We start from the raw sequence: 21279 nt of genomic DNA, 5'->3' as shown, positions 1-21279 counted from the left end.
ACCGGGTCACGGTCCGATGAAGCTGACCGTCTCCGCGAGGTCCGCGCGGCCGGTCCGCGTCCGCGGCCCGCCTTCCTTCTCGAACCCCACCGCGACACCGCAGACCAGAACGAGCCCGTCGTCGGCCCCGACAGCCTCGCTGACGGTCTTCCGGTACATGGTCCACATCACCTGAGGGCAACTGTGCAGCCCCTCCGCCCGCAGCAACAGCATGACGGTCTGCAGGTACATCCCCGCGTCCGCCCACTGCCCGGGCCCCATCGTCCGGTCGACGTAGCAGAACAGAACGACCGGCGCCCCGAACGCCTCCGCGTTCAGGGCGGCAAGCTTCACCGGCCTGTCAGGATCGTCGCGCTCGACGCCCAGCGCCTCGTACCGCTGCGCGGCAGCGGCGGCGAAGCGGTCCAGATACGGCGAGACCAGTTCGGCCGGGTACATCGGATACTCCCGCTCATCACCCCGGTCCCCCGACCGGGCCCTGGCCGTCGCGCGCCGCTTCAACTCGGCCAAGGGCTCGCCGCTCACGACGAACACATGCCACGGCTGCAGATTCCCACTCGACGGAGCTCGCGCAGCCGCCTCCAGCACCCGCCCGAGCACGTCCATGGGCACCGCCTCACCACTGAACGCCCGCACGGCCCGCCGACTTTCCACGGCCTCATATACATCCACGGTTTGTCGTGCCGCGGCCTGGAGGTCATGGGTGACCATCAGCCGAGCCAGCCTGCCCGCGACCGCGACCACGTCGTTCCAAGCGGGAGCATCGAGATAGGCCTCGTCCGGGGCAGCGGGACCCACGTCCTCCTGTACGGCGGAGTAGACCTCACCCAGCTCTCTGATGAGCCCGACCTCGTCTTCGGTCCGAAGGCTCTTGCCCAGCCACGGCCCGGGATCGTCCGCGTCGCAGAAGTCGTCGAACAGAACGTGGACCACGTAGTCCAAGTCCTCGAACTCCTCCGGCCGCAGCCAGACATCACGCTGCCAAGAAGGACTCGCGAGGGCCAGAACCGCAGTCACGACATGAAGCCGGAACGCAGGGAGCTCAATGCCGTGATCCGTCACGCACCGAGCCTATGGCCAAGCGTTGGAGCCGTGCCCGGTGTCAGAGGTGGCCAGTAGCCTCGGGCGCTATGGGGATTGAGATCGATGTGGTGGCGGCGTACCCGATCAACGATGAGGTGGAGAGGGTGCTCGGGCTGGCCGAGGCGGTGGGCGAGCCCGTCAACGTCACGTTCATATGGGAGGGGGGCGAAGAGACCGAGCGCGCCGTGCTCGTACCAGCGGCCACGCTGGCACGCTGGGAGCACTGGGCACCGACTGCGTACGTGACAAGTGACGCTCGGGGCGAGAGCGGAGCCGCACCGGAGAAGCGGGAACTGGCCCATCCGGCGGAGTTCGGCGAGTTCACGCTCTTTCGCCGCCGCGCGGGAGGCCGCACGGCGGTCGCTCGCGGAGGCGTGGTGGTCGCCGAGCTCCTGGACCCCGCCGAGGCGCACTGGCTCCAGGAGAGGGCCCGCGATGTCCAACAGAGCTTCATGGATCCGAAGCAGAAGGCGGCCTTCGAGGAATTCCTCGCCCGCCAGGCCTCCCTTGACGACCAGTGACGGGCCGACCAGAGCAGCCGGTGGACATCACGGTGCAGTGGATCAAGACGTCCTGGACGAAGCAGTCCCGGGGCGGGGAGGCCGCTGCCCGAAGGAACACGGTGCCGTTGGGGTTGGCGCTGCCTCGGTTGCCCGCGGGGTTCGCCCATTACGTCGACATGTCCGAGCATGACGGATTCGAGCGACGTGAGAGCCGTAAGGATCTTCGCCATATCGGCGTGAGCCTGCGGGACGAAGGCGACCGCCTCCGGGTGCTCGCTCGCGTGGAGCCGCTGTTCGGATTGCCGCCCCGGCCTCGCAGGCCCCCAGCTGTTCGGCTCCTTCCGGGCCATTGGGTCCGCTGGCAGCTGAACTACCGGTTCAGCAGTGCCTCGGGGATACGCGGCTGGTCGTATTGGCTCGACACGTTCAACATCGCCTACGGCCCCGTCGACCAGGACATCTTCCTGTCGGAGCCGACCGTGCTGATCGATGAATGCGGGCCTCTCCGCTAGACCTGTCCAGACGGGAAAGCGGCACTGAGGTCCGGGCCAGTTCTCCTCCCCCGAGCCAAATGGAGTATCAGCGGGTAGGGGAGCGAGTTCGGGGAGTGCGGTGCCTATCGCTTCGGTCGTCGCTTAGGGGGCGTGATCGTTCCACCGCAGATCACGAGCGCAGCCACCGTCAGATCGGGGCGGCCTCTGAGGGGGCCCGGCGATTCCGGCCGAGGCCTGACATTCCGGCAGACAGCCGACGGTCCGTCACCCGGCGGGTCGTCCTGAGTGGCGAGCGCCGCGTTCCCCGCTGACTGTGGATCACGTCGATGCGGGACCAACCAGTTGATGCAGCATCAGCGGCCCGCTCATCGGCAGAAGGGATGTCAGATGCGTTCTGCACGCACTCTGCTCGCCACGGCGGCGGCTTCGGCCGTCGTCCTCCTCGGTGCTCCCGGCGCCTACGCCGCCGGAGACGACTGGGACCACGAGGACTCCTCGTACAGCAAGGAGCACGGCAAGGAGTACGGCAAGGAGTACGGCGACGAGCACGGCAAGGACCACGGCAAGGAGTCGCGCCATGACTCCCCCCGCGGCGGCATGCACACCGGCGGCGGCGCGCTCTCCGCGGTGACCGCCCCTCAGGAGGACCACAGCGACAAGGACTACGGCAGCGGCAAGCACGACGAGGACTCCTGGAACGGCAAGAAGGAGGACTCCTCGGGCGGCAAGCACGAGGAGGACTGGGGCGGCAAGCACGAGGACGACTCCTGGAAGGGTGACCACGAGAAGCCCAAGGGCGGCATGCACACCGGTGGCGGCGGGCTGGCCTCGCCGACGATGACCGCCGGTGGGCTCGCGGTCCTGGCCGTCGCCGGCACCGGTCTGTACGCGGCGCGCCGGAAGAAGTCGGCCGGAAGCGTGGCCTGACCATGCCGGATGACATAGCCGCCGCGGCCGCCACGCGTGTGCCGCGTGGCGGCCCCGCGGCCCCCACACAGCCCGTCCGCTCTGCTGCTGTGCCCAGGTGAGGTGGTGTCCCGATGGCAGCTCGTCCTACTTCCCGCACCGATGCCGACGCCGATACGGCTCAGACGACATCAGGGTTCCGAACCCGGTTGCTGATCCTGTTGGCCGTGGCCCTGACGGTGCTGGCCATCATCGTGTTCGGCGACGACGAGCCGTCCAGCACCGCCACCCAGTCGGCTCCGGCGCGGTCGGTCGCCTCGGCTCCGCCTTCAGGTCGGCCGGCTGGTGGACCGGCGGATCGTCCGGCGTCCAAGCACCTGCCCCGCTCGAAGCCCGTACGGCTGCTCATCCCGAAGATCTCCGTGGACGCCCCCTTCACGGCGCTGGCCATCGGCCGCAACGGGCAACTCGACCCCCCGCCCGCCGACGACGTCAACCTCGTCGGCTGGTTCGCGGAAGGGGCTTCACCCGGGGAAAGGGGCACCTCGGTGATCGCCGGCCACGTCGACACGGCCACCTCACCCGCCGTGTTCGCGGAGCTCGGGGAGTTGGAGAAGGGCGACGTCTTCCACGTGAAGCGGGCCGACGGACGCAGGGCGACCTTCGTGGTCGACAGCGTGGAGACCTTCGCCAAGGACGACTTCCCCGACGAGCGGGTCTACGGCGACACTCCCCAGGCCCAGGTCCGGCTCATCACCTGCGCGGGCGACTACGACCGCGCGGCCAAGGACTACACGGACAACCTCGTGGTCTTCGCCCACCTCAAGTGACGGGCCGGGAAACAGCCGCGACGTACTCCACCGACCCCTCCAGCCCGCGCGGCGCAACGGGGCACCAGTCGGACCTGTGCACCCCGGCGCACATCGATGACGTACGGGCGGCCCCTCACCCCGCTGTCGTCGTCAACGCGACAAGCGGAGGCATCCACTGAACCGTCACCGCCGACGGAGCATCCCATGTGGCGGCAGCCGCGACGAAGCGCGGCGAAAGCCGCCGCCGAGACCGCCGTGCGACTGCTCGCCCCCGCCTCCGCCGTCGCGCGCACGTCACTGATCATCGGACACGGCGCCTCCGTGCACGAACGCCTGGCCCATGACCTCATCGCCGGCACCCGCGAGGGGGTTCTGTTCACCGACGACATCCGCTGCCCGGTGCATGTGCAGGATCTCGCCTCCGGCCTGCTGGACCTCGCCGCGTCCGACGAAGCGGGGATGTTCCACCTCGGCGGGGCCGATGCCCTCAGCCGTCACGAACTCGGCGTTCTCATTGCCCGACGCGACGGGCTCGACGCGTGCCGGCTGTCGGCAGGACGCCGAGCCGACAGTCCGCTTCCCGGCGCCCTGGACGTCCGTCTCGACAGCAACGCCACCCAGCGACGCCTGCGCACCCGGCTGCGCGGAGCGAGAGAGTTCCTCCGAGGCCAGACCTCCCAGCCGGGTGGCCGTTCGGGGACGCGGACGGACTGCCGGGAGCTCTGAGCGGGGACCACAACGAAGTCGCCTCAGCGAACCGGCCCGCCCCGGCTCATCTCGTACAGCGCGGAAAGGCTGCGCAGGAATGCCTCGCGGTCGGCTGCCGGAAGCCGGCCGAGGAGGCGTTCCTCGCCTTCCTGGACGGCCGCTGTGACCGTGTCGCGGAGCCGTCGGCCGTCCGGGGTGAGTGAAAGCAGCCTGGCTCGGCGGTCGTCGGGGTCCGGGCGGCGGGTCAGGAGCCCGCGTGATTCGAGGTCGTCGAGTACGGAGATGATCCGCGTCTTGTCGGCGTGGATCGCCTCGGCCAACGCGGCCTGGGTGCGCAGCGGCCGCTCGTCGAGGTGCGACAGCACGGCGTAGGCCCACATGGTCAGCCCGTGTTCTTCGAGGATCGGTTGCTCGGCTGCCATCAGGGCACGGCCGAGCGGGACGACCAGCGCGGCGAGGTCGGGCCTGTCCCCGTTGCCGGTAGCTGCGTTCATGGCAGCGAACCTACCCGTTGACAGGATCGTACGCATGAATAGATCGTAGGCAGATGCTTACTAATATTCTGCGGTCGACCTGGGCGCCCGGGCCCGATCACGGCCGGGACGGCCCCGTCCTCGTCAGCGTCACCGACTTCCGGCTCGATCACGCCCGGGACCTGCCGCGGGTCTACCTCGCAGGCAGACGGCTCGCCGCGGGCTGGCCGGACCTGGAGGGCGCCCACGGGATGTGGCTGTGGGCGCGTCCGACCGCCCGGCGCTGCGGTGCGGTGGCCGTCTGGCGTGACGAGGCGGCACTGCACCGGTTCGTCGGCTGGCCGCCCCACGTCGCGGTCATGCGCGCCTACCGGGGGAAAGGGGCGCTGACCTCCAGAACCTGGTCCACCGACACCTTCGACCCACGGGAGACCTGGGCCCGGGCCGGACGCGAGGTGCTCGACGTGCCCGCGTAAACCGGCTTGTGCACCCGCGCGTACGTCGGCTTGAGTGGGTGCCCGTGAGCGCATTGAATGATCTTGTACGTCCGGACCGGTACCCGCGTTCGTCGCGCTACGACCCGGCGTGGCTCGTGGGCCTCGACATGGGACCCAATCCACTGTGGCTGCTGGAGGACCTGGCCCGGGATCTTGATCTCCGCCCCGGGATGAAGGTCCTGGACCTCGGCTCGGGCAAGGGCGCCACGTCGGTGTTCCTGGCCCGGGAGTACGGCGTGGAGGTCGTCGCCGCGGACTGGTGGATACCGGCGGAGGAGGCGACGGCGGTCTTCTCCGAGGCGGGGGTCTCCGATCGGGTGACGGCCGTACGGGCGGAAGCTCATGCACTGCCGTTCGAGCCGGACAGCTTCGACGCGATCGTGAGCATCGACGCGTTCGAGTACTTCGGTACGGCCGACGGCTACCTGCCCTACCTGGTCCGGTTCCTGGGCCCCGGTGGCCAACTGGGCGTGGCGACGCCCGGCTTGACCCGGGAGGTGCGGGAACTCGGGGCCGTTCCGGCGCACATCAAGCGGGTGGTCGGCTGGGAGGCCATCGCCTGGCACACCCCCGAGTGGTGGCGCTTTCAGTGGGAGATCACCGAGCTGGTGGACGTCACGTCAGCGCGGCTGCAGCAGGACGCCTGGCGGGACTGGCTGCTGTGGGCGCGGGCCTGCGCCGAGGTCCAGCCGGACGGCCTCAAGGCCAACCAGCCGGTGATCGACATGCTGACGGAGGACGGTGGGGAGTTCCTCTCCTTCGCCCTGGTCACCGCCCGCCGGAAGTGAGCACGCAGGGGCTCCGACCAACCCGGGCCGCGTCGAAGATCGACAGCAGTCCCCGATCTGTGCTAGAGTTCAGGTATTGCAGTTGTGGTACCCATGAACCTATGTGCGCCTGACGGGAATACTCTCCTTCGGGCGCATTATTTGTTTTTCCGGCATCTCCGGATGGGGCCTCTGCCTACCAGAAGGAGAACGTCATGGCACAGGGAACCGTCAAGTGGTTCAACGCCGAAAAGGGTTTCGGCTTCATCGAGCAGGACGGCGGCGGCCCCGACGTCTTCGCCCACTACTCGAACATCGCGACGCAGGGCTTCCGTGAGCTCCAGGAGGGCCAGCGGGTCACCTTCGACGTCACGCAGGGCCAGAAGGGCCCCCAGGCGGAGAACATCACCCCCGCCTGATCGCCCGGACGCGTATTCCGCTCGACCGGGGTCCGCACCATCACGGTGCGGACCCCGGTCTGTGCTGTCTTCAGGAAGGCAAACCACCGCATGCCCCGCAGGCCCCAGAAGTCGAACCGGCGCCCCTCGTCACCCTCACCGTCCGTATCGGCTCCCAGGGAATTCCGACTGCCGGAAAACACCACGCCCGCGCTTCCTCCCGTCGAGGACTTCGCCGGGATGGGCCTGCCCGCGGGCATCCTGAAGACCCTTGCCGCGCAGGGCGTCACCTCCCCCTTCCCCATCCAGGCCGCCACGCTGCCGAACTCGCTCGCCGGCCGTGACCTGCTGGGACGGGGCCGCACCGGCTCCGGCAAAACCCTGGCGTTCGGTCTCGCACTGCTGGCCCGTACGGCCGGACTGCGCGCGGAGCCCAAGGCACCGCTCGCCCTCGTGCTGGTGCCCACCCGGGAGCTCGCCCAGCAGGTGACGGACGCGCTGTCGCCGTACGCGACGGCGGTCAACCTCCGGACGGCCACCGTGGTCGGCGGGCTGTCCATCACCAAGCAGGCCGGCCAGCTCCGGCGCGGCGCCGAAGTCCTCGTGGCGACCCCCGGCCGGCTCAACGACCTGGTGGAACGCGGCGACTGCGTCCTCCGTGACGTGCGCATCACGGTGCTCGACGAAGCCGACCAGATGACCGACATGGGCTTCCTGCCGCAGATCACCAAGGTGATCGAGCAGGTGCGGCCCGACGGGCAGCGCATGCTCTTCTCGGCCACGCTGGACCGCAACATCGACCGTCTCGTGCAGCGGTTCCTGACCGACCCCGTCGTGCACTCGGTGGATCCGTCCGCGGGCGCGGTGACCACCATGGAGCACCACGTGCTCCATGTCCTGGACGAGACCGACAAGAAGGCGGTCACCACGCGCATCGCGGCGCGCGACGGCCGGGTCATCCTCTTCCTCGACACCAAGCGCTCCGCCGACCGGCTCGCCAAGCGCCTGTTGGCCGTCGGCGTCCGCGCCGCGGCACTGCACGGGGGCCGCTCCCAGCCGCAGCGCAACCGCACGCTGGAGCAGTTTAAGAACGGCCAGGTCACGGCACTGGTCGCGACGAACGTCGCGGCCCGGGGCATACACGTCGACGACCTCGACCTCGTGGTGAACGTCGATCCCCCCACCGACCACAAGGACTACCTCCACCGCGGCGGCCGTACGGCCCGCGCCGGCGGTTCCGGCAGCGTGGTCACGCTGGTGCTGCCCGACCAGAAGCGGGATGTCACCCAGCTCATGTCGCACGCGGGCATCCGCCCCCGGACGGCCCGCGTCACATCCAGCGACGTGGCGCTGACGACGATCACCGGCGCCCGCGAGCCGTCCGGTGTGCCCGTCACGATCGAGGTGCCCGAGCCGACGCCGCCGACGGTGTCCCGCACGAGCCGCAGGAGCGGCGGCGAGCCCGGCAAGCAGTCCCGCCGCCGCGGCGGACGGGCCGGAGCGGCGGCAGGTGCCGCCCGCGGTACCGACAACCGCGGCTCGGACCGCCGGACCTCGGCCGAAGCGCCCGCGGCCGGCAGCACCACGGCGACCGGCAGGCGCGGTTCCACCCGCCGGACGGGAGCAGCCGGGGCCGCCACGGGTGCCGACGCGGCGGGCGGGCGCACTGCCGGCCGCCGGTCCGGAGCCCCGCGCGCGGCGACCGCCGCCAACGGCACGGACGTGCGGGGATCGGGCCGCCGGGCCACGTCCGGCGGTACCGGTGCCAACGGCGGCCGCGGCTCCGAGCGCCGGGGCGCCCGCCGTAACCCTGCGACGTAAGGCCTGTCCCGGAGGCTCATGCCCCCGGGGCCGGACCTGCCTGTCGCGGACGGCCTGAAGGCTTCAGGCCATGTCCAGGTCGGTCTGCAGCGGGTAGTGGTCCGAGTACGTGGTGGGCTGCACGCGGTGGGTGAGCGGGACGATGCCTCGCAGGAAGATGTAGTCGAACTTCAGCTGCCACTCGGTGGTCACCTCGCAGGTGCCGCCGGCCGACGGATGACACTGCGGGTCGGCGTCGGCGGCCAGCTTCCACATCGGGGAGAGTTCGGCAGCCTCCGGCACGGCGTTGAAGTCGCCGAGGACGATGGCGCGGTCGTGCCGGGCGACCACCTTGGCGAGTACGGACGCCTGCTCCGCGCGGATCTGCTCCTGGCGTCGTTCGGCGAGATGCGTGTTGAAGACCCGGACCAGCCGGCCGTCCACCCGCGTGGTGACGGCCATGTACCCGCGGTCCTCGGAGCCGCCGTCGGGGTACTCCACGTTCACCCGGTCCGTCATGGGCGCCGCCGACAGGATCGCCTGGCCGTAGGCTCCCGGCCGCCACGGCGCTCCGCCGCAGCGGCTCCACTTGCGCAGGACCGTGCCGTACTCGACGTGGTAGACCAGCCCGTGGAGGTTCTCCAGGTGGTCCCGGATCCGCGCGACGTCGCCCTCGCACGCTTCCTGCAAGCCGACGACCTGGGGCGCGTACTTGGCGATCTGCGCCGCCCGGTTGACGTTGCTCTCGTCGCACGGGTTGCAGAGGTTCCACGTCATGACCCGGTTCGGTACGACGTCTTTGACGGCACCGGCGGGCCGTGCGCCGTCGCTCTGCTCACTGGCGCCGACGAGCACCAGACAAGCCACGACCATGGCGCCCGCGAGCAACCGCGCGCTCTTTCCGAGCAACATCGCCTCCTGGCTGTGGACACCCTCGGTGTCTGACGTCATCCGACGCCTTCACCTACGAGGTTATGTGACGGCGTGTGCGCCAACACCCGCTTCCAGCTCGCCACCAGGCAGACTGGCCGGCTATAGCTCCCGCTCGGCGACGATCTCGCCGTCCACCACTTCGCCGGTGACACGGAAACCGAGGCGTACGTAGAAGGGTTCCGGGCCGCCCTCGCCCGGCTGCCAGGACACCCACAGCCTCCGCTCGCCGCGCCGTCGCGCCTCGGCGCACACCGCCGCCACCGCGAAAGTGCCGTACCCCTGGCCCTGCCGCTCCGCGGCGATGTTCAGCCGCCACAGATAGCTCCGATACGGCTCCACCTCGTGCGCCGGGTCGAAGCCGGCCATGACGAAGCCGACCACCTGTTCGCCGTCACAGATCACCCGGGGCCAGGCGACCTCCCCGTACGCGTACGCCTCGGCGAGGGAGGTGACCACCGGGTCGACGAAGCGCTCCTGGCCGGGACGCAGCCGTACGCGGCACACCGCATCGACGTTCTCCGGCGTCACCTTCGCCAGGTGTACGGCCGAACTCACCAATGGACACTCCTCACTTGAGCCTCCACTTCCGCAGTGCTGTTCGGGCGGGCGGGGTCAGCCGTGCAACATGAGGAGCAGCTCGTCGACTTCCTCGCCCCGACCGTTCGCGAAACCCCTGTCGCTGCCGGTGACCACGAATCCGCACTTCTTCAGGACCTGGAGGGAGCCGGCGTTGTCCGCCACCGCGCGGGCGTGCAGCGGTCGCTCCGGTACGACGTCGAGCATCTCCCGCAGCGCCGCGGTGGCCACACCCTGGCCCCAGTACTCGCGCCCGATCCAGTACGTGACCTCACGCTCCTCGGGCGGGCCGAACACGGCGATGTGCCCTACGACCTCTCCCCCGCTGTCACCATCGACGACCGTGCGCATGATGGCCGCCGGATTCTGCCGGTTCCGTGCCCAGTGGGCCTCGAAGTGCGCGTGGTCCGACGGGTCTTCGGCGGTGAACGCTGCCATCCGGATGCTCTCGGGATCGTTCATCTGAGCGTAGTAGACCGGGAGATCGGCATCTCTCACTTCACGCAACATGACGTGCATCCAGGCCTCCGGGGCGACAGACGATCGTACGTGGACGCGTGCGCCGTACGACACTTCACCGATCATGCCAGGCGATCCGGGCGGGCGTGGGCCGCTTCCAGCGGGGGCAGTTCGGCCAGGCCGGTCTCACGCATGATGCGTTCGACGGTGTTCGCGAGGGTGCTGTCGGCTCCGATGACGGTCTCGATGCCGGCGGGCAGCAGGTCGCTCGCGCGGTACCAGGCACGCAGATCCCGCTCCGTGACCTGCGCGAGGTACTCCAGATCGGGTTTGGTCGCGTGGCGCGCCAGGGTTTCCGGGAAAGGAACGTCCAAGTAGTAGCAGCGGGTGACACCTTGGTGCGCGCGAACCAGGTCCTCGAGCATCTCGCCGTAGTGGTCGGCGTAAAGGATTCCCTCCACGACCACGTGATAGCCGGCGTTCAGCGCATAGCGGGCCGTCAGATCGATGAGCCCGATGTTCACGGCGCCCGGCCGGTCGCGCTCGCGGAGCACCACCCGGCGCAGGTTGTCCTGCCCGACCAGCGCGACGCCCCGGCCGAATCTCTCCCGGATTCCGGCTGCCACCGAGGATTTGCCCGACGCCGAGTTCCCGCGCAGCACGATCAGCCGGGTCTCTGCACTTCCCACCACCACCCTGAGAACGCTAGCTTCCCGGCGCCGAGCAGTGTGCGGATCAGCCCTACGTGGTGGCGGCCAGCAGGCCGAAGCCGATCAGTGCGACGCCTGTGGTCCTCCCGAGGGCGCGGTGGATGTGTGGCCTTTCGAGGACGTGCCGGGCTTTGGCGAGCAGGAGTGTGCAGCCGCCCAGCCAGGTGAGGGTGAGGGCGGTGTGCAGGAGTACGAGGAGTGTCATGGCCCAGGCGGCCGGCAGCTGGGGTGGGGCCAGGGTGGGCAGGAGGCCGGTGTAGAAGACGGCGATCTTCGGGTTGAGGACGTTGCTGACCAGGCCCGTCCGCCATGGACTGCCGACGGGGGCAGGGCCGGGGTCCGCCGGGTCGGCGGGTGCCGAGCGGCGGTGCTGCCACAGTGCCTGCGAGCCGAGGAACACCAGGTAGGCGGCGCCGAGGAGCTTGACGGCCAGGTAGGCCGTGGGTGAGGCGGCGAGGACGGCCGAGAGTCCGGCCACGGTCAGCACGCCCCAGAGCAGCAGTCCGGTCGCGATGCCGCCGACGGTTCGCAGCGCGTCCGCGGGGCCGGCCGCCAGGGCTCGCCGGGTGACCACGGCCATGTCCGGGCCGGGCACGATGGTCAGCAGGCCGAGGACGCCGAGCGCGGCCAGGAGGTGGGTCAGCATGCCAGGGGTCTTTCCGGTGTCGCGTTCTCAGTGATCGGGCGTGGCGTGCGGGTTGGCGGCGGTGCCCTCCGTGCTCAGCAGTACGACCACCGAAGTCGGGCCGAGGCTCAATGCGCTACGGCGTTCCGCGGCGCCCGTGCCGGTGAGGGCCGCGCGCAGTCCGGCGAGCGAGGCGGCGCCGCAGGGGCCCGAGGAGACGCCGGCGGCAGCGAGGTCCCTGGCCGCGCGGGCGCTGTCGGTGTCGGCGATGGCGACCGCCGCGTCCAACCCGCCGTACAGGTAGGGCCAGGCGATGCTTGAGGGTGTGCCGCAGTTCAGGCCGGCCATGGTGGTGCTGCTCGTGGTGACGCTGACGGGTGCGCCGCGGGTGAGGCTTTCCAGGACGCAGGCCGCGGCCTCCGGCTCCACCGCCAGCAGCGCCGGGGCGTGCCCGGAGCGGCGGCTGCGGTAGTGGGTGGCCACCGCCTGTGCCAGCGAGCCCACGCCCACGGGAACGGCGACGAGATCGGGACCGTCGAGGATCTCGGCGGCCGCCAACTGCTCGTCGATCTCGCTGCACAGGGTGGAGTAGCCCTCGACGATCCATCCCGGGATCCGCTCGTAGCCAGGCCAGGCGGTGTCCTGGACCAGGACCGAATGCGGCGCGGCGGCCGCCCGGGCCGCCAGGCGCACCGCCTCGTCGTACGGTCCTGGGACCTCGGTCACCTGGGCCTGTTCGGCGGCGATGGCCGCCACGGCCTTCGGGTGCACGCCCTGCGGGACGAAGACATGGGCGTGCTGGCCGAAGTGACGTGCCATGCGGGCCACCGCGCGGCCGTGGTTGCCGTCGGTGGCGGTGACCAGGGTCAGCGGAACATCGTCCGAGCCGTTCGCGGCCCGCTCGGCAAGGGTTCGGTGCACCGCCCAGGAGGCGCCCAGCGCCTTGAACGCGGGCAGTCCCAGACGGAACGACTCGTCCTTGACGAAGACCCGGCCGACGCCCAGTGCATCCGCTAGCCGAGGGAGTTCCGTCAGGGGGGTGGGCGTGTAGTCGGGCAGCGAGGCGTGGAAGTCCCGTACCTCGGCGGGGGCGGGTTCACACCGCCAGGTACCGGCATCGGGTCGGGCGAACCATGGGAGCAGGGCGTTGTCGGACACAGGAACAGGGTCCGCCGTGGTCGTATGATCGGTCCAGCGGATCTTTCCGATCTATACTCGTCGGAAATTCCGACCAATGAGCTGCCGAGTCCGCGAGGGCGGGGAGAGCGGGCTTCCCGTGTTCGATCTGCACCGACTGCGCCTGTTGCGTGAACTCAAGCACCGCGGCACCCTGGCAGCCGTCGCCGCCGCCCTGTCCTACGCCCCTTCCTCCGTCTCCCAGCAGCTCTCCCAGCTGGAGGCCGAGGTCGGCGTGCCGTTGCTGCTGCCGGTGGGACGGCGGGTACGGCTGACCGAGCAGGCCGAGATCCTCGTCGCCCACACCGAGGCGGTCCTGGAACGGCTGGAGCGCGCGGAGGCGGACATCGCCGCCTCCCTCACCGACCTGACCGGCACCCTCCGTATCGCCTCGTTCCAGACGGCCGCCCTTGCCCTCGTCCCGACCGCGCTCGGCCTGCTGCGCGACCTCCACCCGCACCTGCGCGTCCACGTGACGCAGATGGAACCGGAAAAGGCCCTTCCCGCCCTGCAAGCCCGCGACTTCGACCTCGTCCTCGCCGAGGAATACCCCGGCAACCCCAATCCGCGCCCGGCCGAACTCGAACAGCGGGACCTGCTCGACGACCCCCTCCACCTCGCCCTGCCCGAGCCGGCCGCCGGATCGGACACGGACGGCCCGATGGCAGCGCTGCGCGCGCTGGCGGATCACCCGTGGGTGATGGAACCCGAGGGAACAGCGGCCCGTCACTGGGCCACGACGCTGTGCCGCGACGCCGGCTTCGAACCCGACGTACGGTTCGAGACCACCGACCTCCTGCTCCACCTGCGCCTCGTCGAGCAGCGCCATGCCGCGGCTTTCCTCCCCGATCTCGTCTTCGGCGCAGGGCCCACGACCGTCGCCCTGCGCCCACTCCCCCGAGGGCGGCACACCCGCCGTATCTTCACCGTCGTACGCCGTGGCCGCGGCCGGCACCCTGCCGTCCAGGCGTGCCAGGCCGCCCTCCTGCGGGCGGTCGCGCTCCGCGCCGGTCAGGTGTGAGTGCCTGCGCTCAGCGCCCGGCCGTGATCATTGTCGCGATATAGCGCTAGTCTTCTTCTCGCGCCGCTGCCCGCGTCGCACGGAGACGTGCGACAGGACCAGGACGGAAGCATGTCGGGAGAGATCTCGCCCCTCGGTAATGGCTCCGGCCCCGACTCGTCGCCCGGGATTCGGGCGTCCCACGCGGACCGGGACCGGGTGGTGGACGTGCTGCGGATCGCGGCGGGGGACGGTCTGTTGACCGCGGACGAGTTGGACGAGCGCCTGGAGACCGCGCTCGCGGCCCGGACTCTCGGGGAACTGGCCGTGCTCACTGCCGACTTGCCACCCGTGTCGGAATCGGGCGCGGTGGCCGGCGCCGAGGTCAAGGACGTCATCCGGATCGAGCAGGTGCACAGTGGCAAGGTCGAGCGCACGGGGCGCTGGGTGGTGCCGCGGAAGATCGAACTCGCGGTGTACTGGTGCGATGTCACGCTCGATTTCACGGATGCCGTGATCACGCAGGACACCCTGCGGATCGACGTGGATATGGCGGGCAAGACCCTGACGCTGGTCACGCGGCCGGGCATCGTGGTCGACACGGACGGCTTGAAGATGGTGCACAGCAAGGTCAAGTACCGTCAGGATCCGGCGCATTCGGGTACCCCGGTCACCCTGCGCGTGGAATTGGTCGGCCAGAAGGCCCACGGCCGCGTGGTGGTACGGCCCCCGCGCCGGTCGTTCGGTCGCCGGCTGTTCAGGAACGGCTGAGAAGGTGACCGTGAGGGTGCGGCGCGGGGGCCGGCGGTGTTCGCTGCCGGCCCCGTGCCGTAGGACTATTTGAGGTAGGGCCCGGCGGATCCGATCCTGCCGGTTCCGTTCAGGACGTATACTCGGAGATTGCCCTTGCCGGGTGCGGCGACCGTGAGCCGGCCGTCGGTGACGACCCTCGTGTCGCCGGTGACGGCGTCGGTGTAGGTGCCGTTGGGAATGCCGGTGTAGGTGGCGCCGTGGGTGACGGTGATGAGGGCGAAGCTGTCGGTGCTGCCGTTGGTGTAGCGCCGCTTGAAGGCCATCTCGCCGGTGATGCCGTCGGTGGAGTACTGGCCCATCTGCAGGGCGGGGACCGCCCGGCGAATCTCGTTGAGCCGCTGCACGTGCTTGACCAGAGGCTGCTGCAGCGTGGTGGCGACGGCGCCGGTGGCGGAGGTGACCTTGGAGAAGTCGGAGGCCTGCACGTCGCCGGTGACGTGGTCGCCGTAGTAGGCGCGGCCGGTCGTGGCGAGCGGGCAGGTGGGGCCGCAGTCGATCTTCTTGCCCTTCTGGAACTCGATCTCCGATCCGTAGTAGAGGGTGGGGATGCCGCGGAAGGTCCACATCAGGGACATGTTCTCAGCCCAGGCGTCGGTGCCTCCGGTGTAGCGCTCGCCGCTCTTGTTGGGGCCGTAGTCGTGGCTGTCGACGTAGACGACGTTGTAGGTCGCGTCGTTGTAGCTGTCGTCCGAGTCCTTGCCGTTGTGGAAGGCATTCGTGGCGTCACCGAAGTTCATGTGCATGCGCATGTCGATGACGTTCATGCCGGAGAACTTGCTGTGGTCCGGGGTGTGGTAGGCGTTGCCGTTCAGGAAGGCGTTGGTGGAGGTGGGCTGGCCGGCCGGCCCGAGCTGCTGCTCGTAGTCGTACATCTCCAGCGCCGCCGTGGCGTCGTCGGCGCTGTACTCCTTGCGCTCCTTCCACGTGAAGAACTGGGCGGAGTGGTTGACCGAGCCGCGGTTCCACTTGTCGTTGACGAAGGCCGCGACTTCGCCGAAGACGAAGAAGTTCCGTGCGGCCTCGGCCCCGTGCTGCTGGGCGACGCGTTCCTGGATGGCGGGCAGGAAGCGACGGTTCCAGGTGGTGCGCGGGATGTGCACGGCCGTGTCGACGCGGAAGCCGTCGACGCCCATGTCGATGTACTTGTTGTAGGCGCCGATCAGGTAGTTCTGCACCTGGGCGTTCTCGGTGTTGAAGTCGGCGAGGTCCTCGTGCAGCCAGCAGGAGCGCGAGTCCTCGCCTTCCCAGTTCCCGATCCAGCAGTTGTGGTAGAGCGCCTTGGGGAACATGCCGGAAGTCGGGCTCGGCCACTGGCAGTTGTAGATGCGGTACCCCTCCGGGGAGGTGTACTGCGTGGGCTTGCCCCAGTCGACGCAGGTGTTGCCGGTCGGCTCGGCGGTGGACCACAGGTCGCCGTTGTAGTACGACTTGCCGCTCTTCGCGTCGACGGTCAGGCCGTCGTACTCGAAGCCCGGCTGCTTCTCGTCGTAGTACCAGCTCCACTGGGAGTCCCGGACGCCGTAGACGGTGGGGACGAACAGGCCCTTGGCGCCCCAGCGGGAGGAGTGGTTGTAGACGACGTCCTGGTAGATCTTCATGCCCTTGGCGTGCGCGGCGTCGATCAGGTCCTGGTAGGAGGCGCCGGCCGACTCCAGGCGGGGATCGACCTTGTAGAAGTCCCAGCCGTGGTAGCCGTGATAGTCGTAGTCGGAGCGGTTGAGGACGACCGGGGTGATCCACACCGCGGAGAAGCCGAGGCCCTTGATGTAGTCGAGCTTGTTCACCAGGCCCTTGAAGTCGCCCCGGAACATGGGGTCGTCGTTGGCCGCGTTGCCGGACTTCTGGTGCTGGCTTCCGCCGCGGTTGTTGGAGCTGTCGCCGTCGCTGAAGCGTGCGGTCAGGACGAAGTAGACGGGGTCCTTGCGCGGGTCGGTGCCCAGGGGCTTGCCGGGTGCGGGGGCGGCGGGCTTCTCCCCGGTCGTCGCCGCGGCGGGGGCGGAGGCCGCGGAGACGTTGCCGGCCGCGTCGACGGCCCGGACGGTGTAGGTGTACGTGGTCTTCTCCTCCAGGCTCGCGTCGGAGAAGACGGTCGAGGCGATGTCGGTCACGACAGTGCCCCGGGTGCCGCCGGTACGGGTCACCTGGTACTTGGTGACGGCCTTGTTGTCGCTGGACGGCTCCCACGTCAGCACGACGGACACGCCGTCGGCCCGGGCGGTCACGTCGGCCGGGACAGTGGGCGCCTCGGTGTCGGGGGCCTCGCCGGCGCAGGGGTCGCCGGAGTTCTGGGTGACGGTGTTGTTCCTGACGGTGGTGACGCCGACCGGAAGTGCGTAGTCGGCGCCCCTGTTGTTGTCCCAGACGCCGTTGCCGTTGTTGAACGCGGCCTTCATCGAGGTGGCCGTGCCGAGGTCGATGTCCTTCTGCCACCAGCCGTTGCAGGCGGCCTGCATACCGGCTCCGGGCACGGTGGTCCAGGCTCCGCCGGCGGGCTGGTAGTGGATGTTGGCAGTGGTCCAGCCGAGGGCCTCGGTGGAGTAGTAGACCGTGGCCGTGTTGCCGTCCGGATCGCCGCCGCCCGCGCAGGGATCGGAGTGGGCCACCACGCCGTCCTTCACGGTGATCGTGCCGGTGCCGAGGTCGTAGTTCTGGCCCGCGTTGTTGTCCCAGGTGCCCGAGCCGTTGTTGAAGGTGGCCTGCAGTCCTTCCGCGGATCCGAGGGTGATGGTCTTCTTCACCCAGTCCGTGCAGGCGGTTTCCATCGCCACGCCCGGGACCGTGGTCCAGGCGCCGCCGTCGGGCGCGTAATGCAGGTTGTACTGCGTCCAGTTCTTCGTCTTCGTGTAGTAGAAGACCGTCGCCGTGTTGTCGACGACGGCCGCGGGAGCGGTCGCGGGCGAAGGGTCGCCCGATGGCACGGACACCAGCCCCAGGACCCCGCCCGCGGCCAGCGCGGCGGCCAACGGGCGTCTGAGCAGGCGTATGCGGGTGCGTTTCATGCATCTCTCCACGGGAGTCACCACACTGGAAGCACAAATTGAAACTTGCAGAAAGCCCTTACAGCTGCGGGAAGCTACCGGCACCTGACGGTGACGTAAAGAGATCTGACAGAACCAGAGGTCAGACAGGTCCCCACAACGCAGCGGCGGAGGGCCACCCCTTCAACAGCGCTTACAGGTATGGGAGTTACGCACCCTTCGGGCAGGAATGTGCGGCCTCTGTGTTGCAAGGAGCACCGCAAGCTTGCCGTCGACGCAAAGCGCCACGTTGCGCCACCCCTTCCGCCACGTAGAAATATGCACCAGCATGGGCGACACGAATTCCGGCCGTACCCGCGGTAATTCGCTCAACCCTGTGCGCTGTCGTAGGGAAACCGTCCGGCCGCCACCCTCCCGGCAGGAACGCGATGAGGAATCACACCCAGCAGGCAGTCGAATGGCTCGCCGCCGCCGCGATCGATCCCCGGGCCTGCAAACGGGACTGGCAGACGGACAGGGGTACGGCCGTGCTGGGGGCCGGGCGGTTCTGGGACGTGCTGAGCGTGCCGGAGGAACTCGGCCTGTTCGCGCTGGACGTGCTGCTGCGCTCCGAGCATCCCGGCCCTGGCGTCGGTCCCGGTGTCGGCCCCGTCCTCGCCGACTTCGCCGCCCACCGCGTGGGCTTCTTCCTGCCGCCGGATCCCCGCAGCCGCTGGGTCGGCGACGGGATCCGCTACGCCGGCAAGGGCACGTGGATCGCCGTCCCGGCACCTCAGCGGTCCAACGGCCCCCTGCGCTGGCTCGTGCCGCCCGACGGCAGCGGCACCCTCTGTTCCCCCGACGCCGTGGAAGTGGCCTTTCAGCAGGCCGCAGCCATACTTGCCGCCCTGCTCGACCCGTCCCGGCCCGGCCGCCGCCCAGGAGTTCAAGCGGCTGAGGCGGAGGTCCACAGACGGGTGCTGCGGGCACGAGGCGCCGCGGACAGGGGCCGACCGCCGGCCTGAGCGCCCTGCCCGGGTCTACGGCACGCCCACACGTTCGCGGCCGACCGGGTCCCTGCCGAAGCCCCACCGGTCGAGCCTCCCGGTGGCGAAACCACCGGCCAGGGCGGCCCATTGAGCGTCGTGCCCGCCCGGCACCATGCGCCCCTGCGCCCACCACTCCGCCACCAGAGCGGCATAGATCGGCGGGTTCGTCCCGTACGCGTCCGTGGGGTCGGGCCACGGCAGCTCGTGCCTCCCGTGTTGCAGGAGGCACCCGGTCGTGGTGGTAGTGCGGTCCATGACGCTGCAACGCCGCCGGTGCGCCGGTGGTACGCGGGTACCCCCGGATGCAGCCGCATCGAGTGAGCGCACTTACCTCGATCGGGGCCATGTTCTTGTCGGACAAGATGGGCATCCGCCCGGCTGAGCGGCGGTGTCAGTGGGTTCCTCTACGGTGCCCGGTATGAAGCATTGGATACACGGCCCGCTTCCGCACCACGAGGAGACCAACGTCGTCTTCTTCCGCGGCTTGTCGCTGGACTCCCTCACACAGGGGCTCCTCGGCCAGCGGCGCATGCCGCTCGCGTACGGCAAGGGGGCCGACTGGGGGCTGATGATGCACGAGATGCTCAGCTGGGACAGCGACGACCACGAACACGCCGACTACCGGCGGCTGTGCTCGGACGGCGGCGAACTCGCCGTCTTCGTGACCGAGCCCTGCTGGGCGAAGGCCCACCGTCCCTGGTTCGACTACTACCGCGACGGGAGCCTGATCACCGGGTTCAGTTTCGAGAATCTGCGTGACCGGGTGGGTGAGAATCCTGACCTGCTGCTGACCGATCTCGCGGCGGCGCAGCTGATCGGGCCGCAAGCGGATCTCAACGGGGATGACAGCGAGGAACGGACGGTGAAAGCCATCGCAGGCTTTTTCTCCCTTCCCGAACTCGAGATGTCATGAGCGAGGGTCGTATCTGGGTCGAGCGAGTGATCGAACTGACCGGGTGGGAACCGCTCGGGATCTCCGTCGACTGGGCGGCGATCGAGGCGGAGCTTCGGGTGCGGCTGCCGAAGGACTACAAGGAGCTCTGCGAGGCGTTCGGCGGCGGCACGTTCAGTGATTCCGTCTACTTCGAGGGGTGGTTCGAGGGGTGCGACGAAAGCCCCTCGTTCGACTTCCTGGCACAGTGGCGGTCCTGGCTGGCGACCGATCAGGACAGCGCGCTCGGAAGCGTCTCCGCGGTCCACCCGCACGCGATCTACCCGCCGGGCGGGAAGGGGCTGATCCCCTGGGGCTCCACGGAGTGGGCTGACGGTTACTTCTGGCTGATCGACGCGGAGCGGCCCGGCGGCTGCCCCGTCCTCGCGACGGCCGAGGACGGCGGGGCATGGCACCGGTACGACATGTCCACCGCGGAGTTCCTCTACCGCATCCTCGCCGACGCCGATTTCCTGCCGTTCGGGATCGCGCGGTACGCACCGGACCCGACCTTCAAGCCCGGTTCGGACGACCGGACTTGATGTGCTGGCGGTTCGCGTGTCGAGCCTCCCCGCCTTGGGTAGATCCGGCGAATGTCGACGAATGCGGTCACACTGATCGTTGGCGCCACAACCGCGATCGTTGCGCTCTCGGGCTATTTACTGACCCAGGCCGCGCAGCGAAAGAGTACCGAAACGCAGTACTACGCTCAGGCACTGGAGGCGCTCAAAGAATTCGAGGAGATGCCGTATCGAATACGGCGAAGGGCATCTTCCGACGGCGAGACACGTTCGCTGATCGGAGGGCAGCTGAGCGACGCCTACACCAGAATCGAATTCTTTCGGGCCTGGCTCAGGATCCATTCGCCCCTGACCGGCGAGGCGTACTCAATCCTCCTGAAGAGGAGTCATCGAGCACTTCGGCAGCAAGTACGGCAGGCCTGGGAAAGCCCGCCGATCGCCCATGACTCCGACGCTCACCTGACCGGGGAATTCGATTTCGACAACTTGTTGGAGTGGGAGCTGTGCATTCGGGTCGCTCGGCGAGAGCTTTCTCTCCTGGCCCCGCTCTACCGGAGGGGGACTCGGCGAGCGATCCGGAGCTTCTCTGAGCGACATCCTGATCGATGATTCAAGCGGCTCGGTCGGATTCGCTGCGGAGGACGCAGAATTCGTTGCCTTCGGGGTCGGCGAGGACGGCCCAGCCCGTGCCGTCGGGGTTGCGGTGATCGCCGACGAAGGTGGCACCGATCTCCAGCAGCCGCTCCACCTCTTGGTCCCGCGAGGTCTCCGGGCGCAGACACAGATGGACCCGGTTCTTGACCTTCTTCGGCTCGGGCACCTCGTTGAAGTACAGCACCGGGCCCTCCGCCAGCAGCACCTGCGTCTCGCGATCACCCGGTTTGGCATCCGGGTCAAGTGGGCGGCCGGTCACCCTGCTCCAGAACAGGGCCAGCTCATAGGCATCCGCACAGTCGATCGCCACGTTCTGCAATACCGAAACCATGCGCGCCAGCCTTCCCGACTTCCACCCCGGACGCCACCGAGTTGCCGAAGCATCAGGGCGCGTCGCGATGAGTTCCGCGGGGTCCGGCGGTCGTACTGTCTGT

25 protein-coding genes and 2 pseudogenes are annotated in these 21279 nt (G+C 69.3%); 15 read left to right on the top strand and 12 right to left on the bottom strand.

Annotated features, from left to right (window positions below; genetic code table 11):
* Positions 1-6 precede the first annotated feature (6 nt).
* Entirely contained in the window at positions 7-672 is a 666-nt protein-coding gene (locus AC068Z_RS06410; protein ID WP_478553739.1) for a nitroreductase, read from the bottom strand.
* A gap of 30 nt (positions 673-702) precedes the next feature.
* Positions 703-1062: pseudogene (locus tag AC068Z_RS06405) on the bottom strand (SCO4402 family protein); the annotation flags it as partial.
* 68 nt (positions 1063-1130) lie between these two features.
* Here AC068Z_RS06405 and AC068Z_RS06400 point away from each other — a divergent pair.
* From AC068Z_RS06400 to AC068Z_RS06380, 5 genes and pseudogenes are all read left to right on the top strand, one after another.
* Positions 1131-1604 carry a hypothetical protein gene (locus AC068Z_RS06400; protein ID WP_478552867.1) on the top strand — a complete coding sequence of 158 codons (474 nt, stop codon included), beginning with the start codon at positions 1131-1133 and terminating at the stop codon, positions 1602-1604.
* 20 nt (positions 1605-1624) lie between these two features.
* Positions 1625-2098, top strand: a complete 474-nt coding sequence (locus AC068Z_RS06395) for a hypothetical protein (protein ID WP_478552865.1) — start codon at positions 1625-1627, stop codon at positions 2096-2098.
* A 369-nt stretch (positions 2099-2467) separates the two neighbouring features.
* Positions 2468-3007, top strand: coding sequence for a hypothetical protein (locus AC068Z_RS06390; protein ID WP_478552864.1), 540 nt, complete (start codon positions 2468-2470; stop codon positions 3005-3007).
* A 113-nt stretch (positions 3008-3120) separates the two neighbouring features.
* Positions 3121-3816, top strand: coding sequence for a class F sortase (locus AC068Z_RS06385; RefSeq protein WP_478552862.1), 696 nt, complete (start codon positions 3121-3123; stop codon positions 3814-3816).
* Positions 3744-4524, top strand: a pseudogene (locus tag AC068Z_RS06380) (sugar nucleotide-binding protein). Before AC068Z_RS06385 ends, AC068Z_RS06380 begins: the two are co-directional and overlap by 73 nt.
* A gap of 23 nt (positions 4525-4547) precedes the next feature.
* Here the strand turns inward: AC068Z_RS06380 and AC068Z_RS06375 are convergent.
* Entirely contained in the window at positions 4548-5000 is a 453-nt protein-coding gene (locus tag AC068Z_RS06375) for a MarR family winged helix-turn-helix transcriptional regulator (protein WP_478552860.1), read from the bottom strand.
* 53 nt (positions 5001-5053) lie between these two features.
* Here AC068Z_RS06375 and AC068Z_RS06370 point away from each other — a divergent pair, with 53 nt between their 5' ends.
* From AC068Z_RS06370 to AC068Z_RS06355, 4 genes are all read left to right on the top strand, one after another.
* On the top strand, positions 5054-5455 hold the full coding sequence (locus tag AC068Z_RS06370) for a hypothetical protein (RefSeq protein ID WP_478552858.1): 402 nt from the start codon (positions 5054-5056) through the stop codon (positions 5453-5455).
* A gap of 128 nt (positions 5456-5583) precedes the next feature.
* Positions 5584-6264, top strand: a complete 681-nt coding sequence (locus tag AC068Z_RS06365) for an SAM-dependent methyltransferase (protein WP_478552856.1) — start codon at positions 5584-5586, stop codon at positions 6262-6264.
* Between the two features lie 194 nt (positions 6265-6458).
* Positions 6459-6662, top strand: a complete 204-nt coding sequence (locus tag AC068Z_RS06360) for a cold-shock protein (protein WP_478552854.1) — start codon at positions 6459-6461, stop codon at positions 6660-6662.
* A gap of 90 nt (positions 6663-6752) precedes the next feature.
* Positions 6753-8462 carry a DEAD/DEAH box helicase gene (locus AC068Z_RS06355; protein WP_478552852.1) on the top strand — a complete coding sequence of 570 codons (1710 nt, stop codon included), beginning with the start codon at positions 6753-6755 and terminating at the stop codon, positions 8460-8462.
* Positions 8463-8525: 63 nt separating this feature from the next.
* Here AC068Z_RS06355 and AC068Z_RS06350 read toward each other — a convergent pair whose 3' ends face one another.
* The 6 genes from AC068Z_RS06350 to AC068Z_RS06325 all read right to left on the bottom strand — a co-directional run bounded on the left by AC068Z_RS06350 (position 8526) and on the right by AC068Z_RS06325 (position 12902).
* Positions 8526-9392 (bottom strand): endonuclease/exonuclease/phosphatase family protein, encoded by an 867-nt coding sequence (locus tag AC068Z_RS06350; protein ID WP_478552850.1) that lies wholly within the window; start codon positions 9390-9392, stop codon positions 8526-8528.
* 81 nt (positions 9393-9473) lie between these two features.
* Complete coding sequence (locus AC068Z_RS06345) at positions 9474-9929, bottom strand: GNAT family N-acetyltransferase (RefSeq protein WP_478552848.1); 456 nt, start codon at positions 9927-9929, stop codon at positions 9474-9476.
* A 57-nt stretch (positions 9930-9986) separates the two neighbouring features.
* A complete protein-coding gene (locus tag AC068Z_RS06340) occupies positions 9987-10469 on the bottom strand; it encodes a GNAT family N-acetyltransferase (RefSeq protein ID WP_478552846.1) in 483 nt (160 codons plus the stop codon).
* 62 nt (positions 10470-10531) lie between these two features.
* Positions 10532-11101 (bottom strand): AAA family ATPase, encoded by a 570-nt coding sequence (locus AC068Z_RS06335; protein WP_478553737.1) that lies wholly within the window; start codon positions 11099-11101, stop codon positions 10532-10534.
* Between the two features lie 49 nt (positions 11102-11150).
* A complete protein-coding gene (locus AC068Z_RS06330; RefSeq protein ID WP_478552844.1) occupies positions 11151-11765 on the bottom strand; it encodes a LysE family translocator in 615 nt (204 codons plus the stop codon).
* Between the two features lie 27 nt (positions 11766-11792).
* The gene (locus AC068Z_RS06325) at positions 11793-12902 is read right to left on the bottom strand and encodes a diaminopropionate ammonia-lyase (protein ID WP_478552842.1); all 1110 of its coding nucleotides are present in this window, start codon (positions 12900-12902) and stop codon (positions 11793-11795) included.
* Positions 12903-13020: 118 nt separating this feature from the next.
* On the opposite strand from AC068Z_RS06325, the gene AC068Z_RS06320 reads away from it, so the two are divergent.
* Both AC068Z_RS06320 and AC068Z_RS06315 read left to right on the top strand, forming a co-directional pair.
* A complete protein-coding gene (locus tag AC068Z_RS06320) occupies positions 13021-13941 on the top strand; it encodes a LysR substrate-binding domain-containing protein (protein WP_478553735.1) in 921 nt (306 codons plus the stop codon).
* A 111-nt stretch (positions 13942-14052) separates the two neighbouring features.
* Positions 14053-14691, top strand: a complete 639-nt coding sequence (locus tag AC068Z_RS06315) for a DUF1707 SHOCT-like domain-containing protein (protein WP_478552841.1) — start codon at positions 14053-14055, stop codon at positions 14689-14691.
* A 65-nt stretch (positions 14692-14756) separates the two neighbouring features.
* Here AC068Z_RS06315 and AC068Z_RS06310 read toward each other — a convergent pair whose 3' ends face one another.
* Positions 14757-17732: a carbohydrate binding domain-containing protein gene (locus tag AC068Z_RS06310; RefSeq protein ID WP_478552839.1), complete on the bottom strand. Its 2976-nt coding sequence runs from the start codon at positions 17730-17732 to the stop codon at positions 14757-14759.
* A gap of 407 nt (positions 17733-18139) precedes the next feature.
* On the opposite strand from AC068Z_RS06310, the gene AC068Z_RS06305 reads away from it, so the two are divergent.
* On the top strand, positions 18140-18715 hold the full coding sequence (locus tag AC068Z_RS06305; RefSeq protein ID WP_478552837.1) for a hypothetical protein: 576 nt from the start codon (positions 18140-18142) through the stop codon (positions 18713-18715).
* Positions 18716-18730: 15 nt separating this feature from the next.
* On the opposite strand, the gene AC068Z_RS06300 is transcribed toward AC068Z_RS06305, so the two are convergent.
* Entirely contained in the window at positions 18731-18994 is a 264-nt protein-coding gene (locus AC068Z_RS06300; protein ID WP_478552836.1) for a hypothetical protein, read from the bottom strand.
* A 163-nt stretch (positions 18995-19157) separates the two neighbouring features.
* Here AC068Z_RS06300 and AC068Z_RS06295 point away from each other — a divergent pair, with 163 nt between their 5' ends.
* Genes AC068Z_RS06295 through AC068Z_RS06285 form a run of 3 tightly spaced genes read left to right on the top strand, consistent with a single transcriptional unit; the run spans position 19158 to position 20800 of the window.
* Complete coding sequence (locus AC068Z_RS06295; protein WP_478552835.1) at positions 19158-19652, top strand: hypothetical protein; 495 nt, start codon at positions 19158-19160, stop codon at positions 19650-19652.
* Positions 19649-20212, top strand: a complete 564-nt coding sequence (locus AC068Z_RS06290) for an SMI1/KNR4 family protein (protein ID WP_478552833.1) — start codon at positions 19649-19651, stop codon at positions 20210-20212. Before AC068Z_RS06295 ends, AC068Z_RS06290 begins: the two co-directional genes overlap by 4 nt.
* A 51-nt stretch (positions 20213-20263) precedes the next feature.
* Complete coding sequence (locus AC068Z_RS06285) at positions 20264-20800, top strand: hypothetical protein (RefSeq protein WP_478552831.1); 537 nt, start codon at positions 20264-20266, stop codon at positions 20798-20800.
* A gap of 1 nt (position 20801) precedes the next feature.
* Here the strand turns inward: AC068Z_RS06285 and AC068Z_RS06280 are convergent, their stop codons facing one another.
* Positions 20802-21176, bottom strand: a complete 375-nt coding sequence (locus AC068Z_RS06280) for a VOC family protein (protein ID WP_478552829.1) — start codon at positions 21174-21176, stop codon at positions 20802-20804.
* Between the last annotated feature and the right edge of the window lie 103 nt (positions 21177-21279).

This window comes from Streptomyces sp. NPDC043726, assembly GCF_056436565.1.
The sequence above is the reverse complement of the archived record's forward strand: the minus strand, read 5'-3'. Positions and strand labels throughout refer to the sequence as shown.

Bases quoted from the DNA above. Each gene is read 5' to 3' on its own strand.
- AC068Z_RS06330 (WP_478552844.1), bottom strand. From the start codon at position 11,765: ATGCTGACCCACCTCCTGGCCGCGCTCGGCGTCCTCGGCCTGCTGACC.
- AC068Z_RS06390 (WP_478552864.1), top strand. From the start codon at position 2,468: ATGCGTTCTGCACGCACTCTGCTCGCCACGGCGGCGGCTTCGGCCGTC.
- AC068Z_RS06360 (WP_478552854.1), top strand. From the start codon at position 6,459: ATGGCACAGGGAACCGTCAAGTGGTTCAACGCCGAAAAGGGTTTCGGC.
- AC068Z_RS06400 (WP_478552867.1), top strand. From the start codon at position 1,131: ATGGGGATTGAGATCGATGTGGTGGCGGCGTACCCGATCAACGATGAG.
- AC068Z_RS06370 (WP_478552858.1), top strand. From the start codon at position 5,054: ATGCTTACTAATATTCTGCGGTCGACCTGGGCGCCCGGGCCCGATCAC.
- AC068Z_RS06365 (WP_478552856.1), top strand. From the start codon at position 5,584: ATGGGACCCAATCCACTGTGGCTGCTGGAGGACCTGGCCCGGGATCTT.
- AC068Z_RS06310 (WP_478552839.1), bottom strand. From the start codon at position 17,732: ATGAAACGCACCCGCATACGCCTGCTCAGACGCCCGTTGGCCGCCGCG.
- AC068Z_RS06290 (WP_478552833.1), top strand. From the start codon at position 19,649: ATGAGCGAGGGTCGTATCTGGGTCGAGCGAGTGATCGAACTGACCGGG.
- AC068Z_RS06350 (WP_478552850.1), bottom strand. From the start codon at position 9,392: ATGACGTCAGACACCGAGGGTGTCCACAGCCAGGAGGCGATGTTGCTC.
- AC068Z_RS06355 (WP_478552852.1), top strand. From the start codon at position 6,753: ATGCCCCGCAGGCCCCAGAAGTCGAACCGGCGCCCCTCGTCACCCTCA.
- AC068Z_RS06340 (WP_478552846.1), bottom strand. From the start codon at position 10,469: ATGCACGTCATGTTGCGTGAAGTGAGAGATGCCGATCTCCCGGTCTAC.
- AC068Z_RS06300 (WP_478552836.1), bottom strand. From the start codon at position 18,994: ATGGACCGCACTACCACCACGACCGGGTGCCTCCTGCAACACGGGAGG.
- AC068Z_RS06285 (WP_478552831.1), top strand. From the start codon at position 20,264: ATGTCGACGAATGCGGTCACACTGATCGTTGGCGCCACAACCGCGATC.
- AC068Z_RS06295 (WP_478552835.1), top strand. From the start codon at position 19,158: ATGAAGCATTGGATACACGGCCCGCTTCCGCACCACGAGGAGACCAAC.
- AC068Z_RS06375 (WP_478552860.1), bottom strand. From the start codon at position 5,000: ATGAACGCAGCTACCGGCAACGGGGACAGGCCCGACCTCGCCGCGCTG.
- AC068Z_RS06280 (WP_478552829.1), bottom strand. From the start codon at position 21,176: ATGGTTTCGGTATTGCAGAACGTGGCGATCGACTGTGCGGATGCCTAT.
- AC068Z_RS06315 (WP_478552841.1), top strand. From the start codon at position 14,053: ATGTCGGGAGAGATCTCGCCCCTCGGTAATGGCTCCGGCCCCGACTCG.
- AC068Z_RS06385 (WP_478552862.1), top strand. From the start codon at position 3,121: ATGGCAGCTCGTCCTACTTCCCGCACCGATGCCGACGCCGATACGGCT.
- AC068Z_RS06305 (WP_478552837.1), top strand. From the start codon at position 18,140: ATGAGGAATCACACCCAGCAGGCAGTCGAATGGCTCGCCGCCGCCGCG.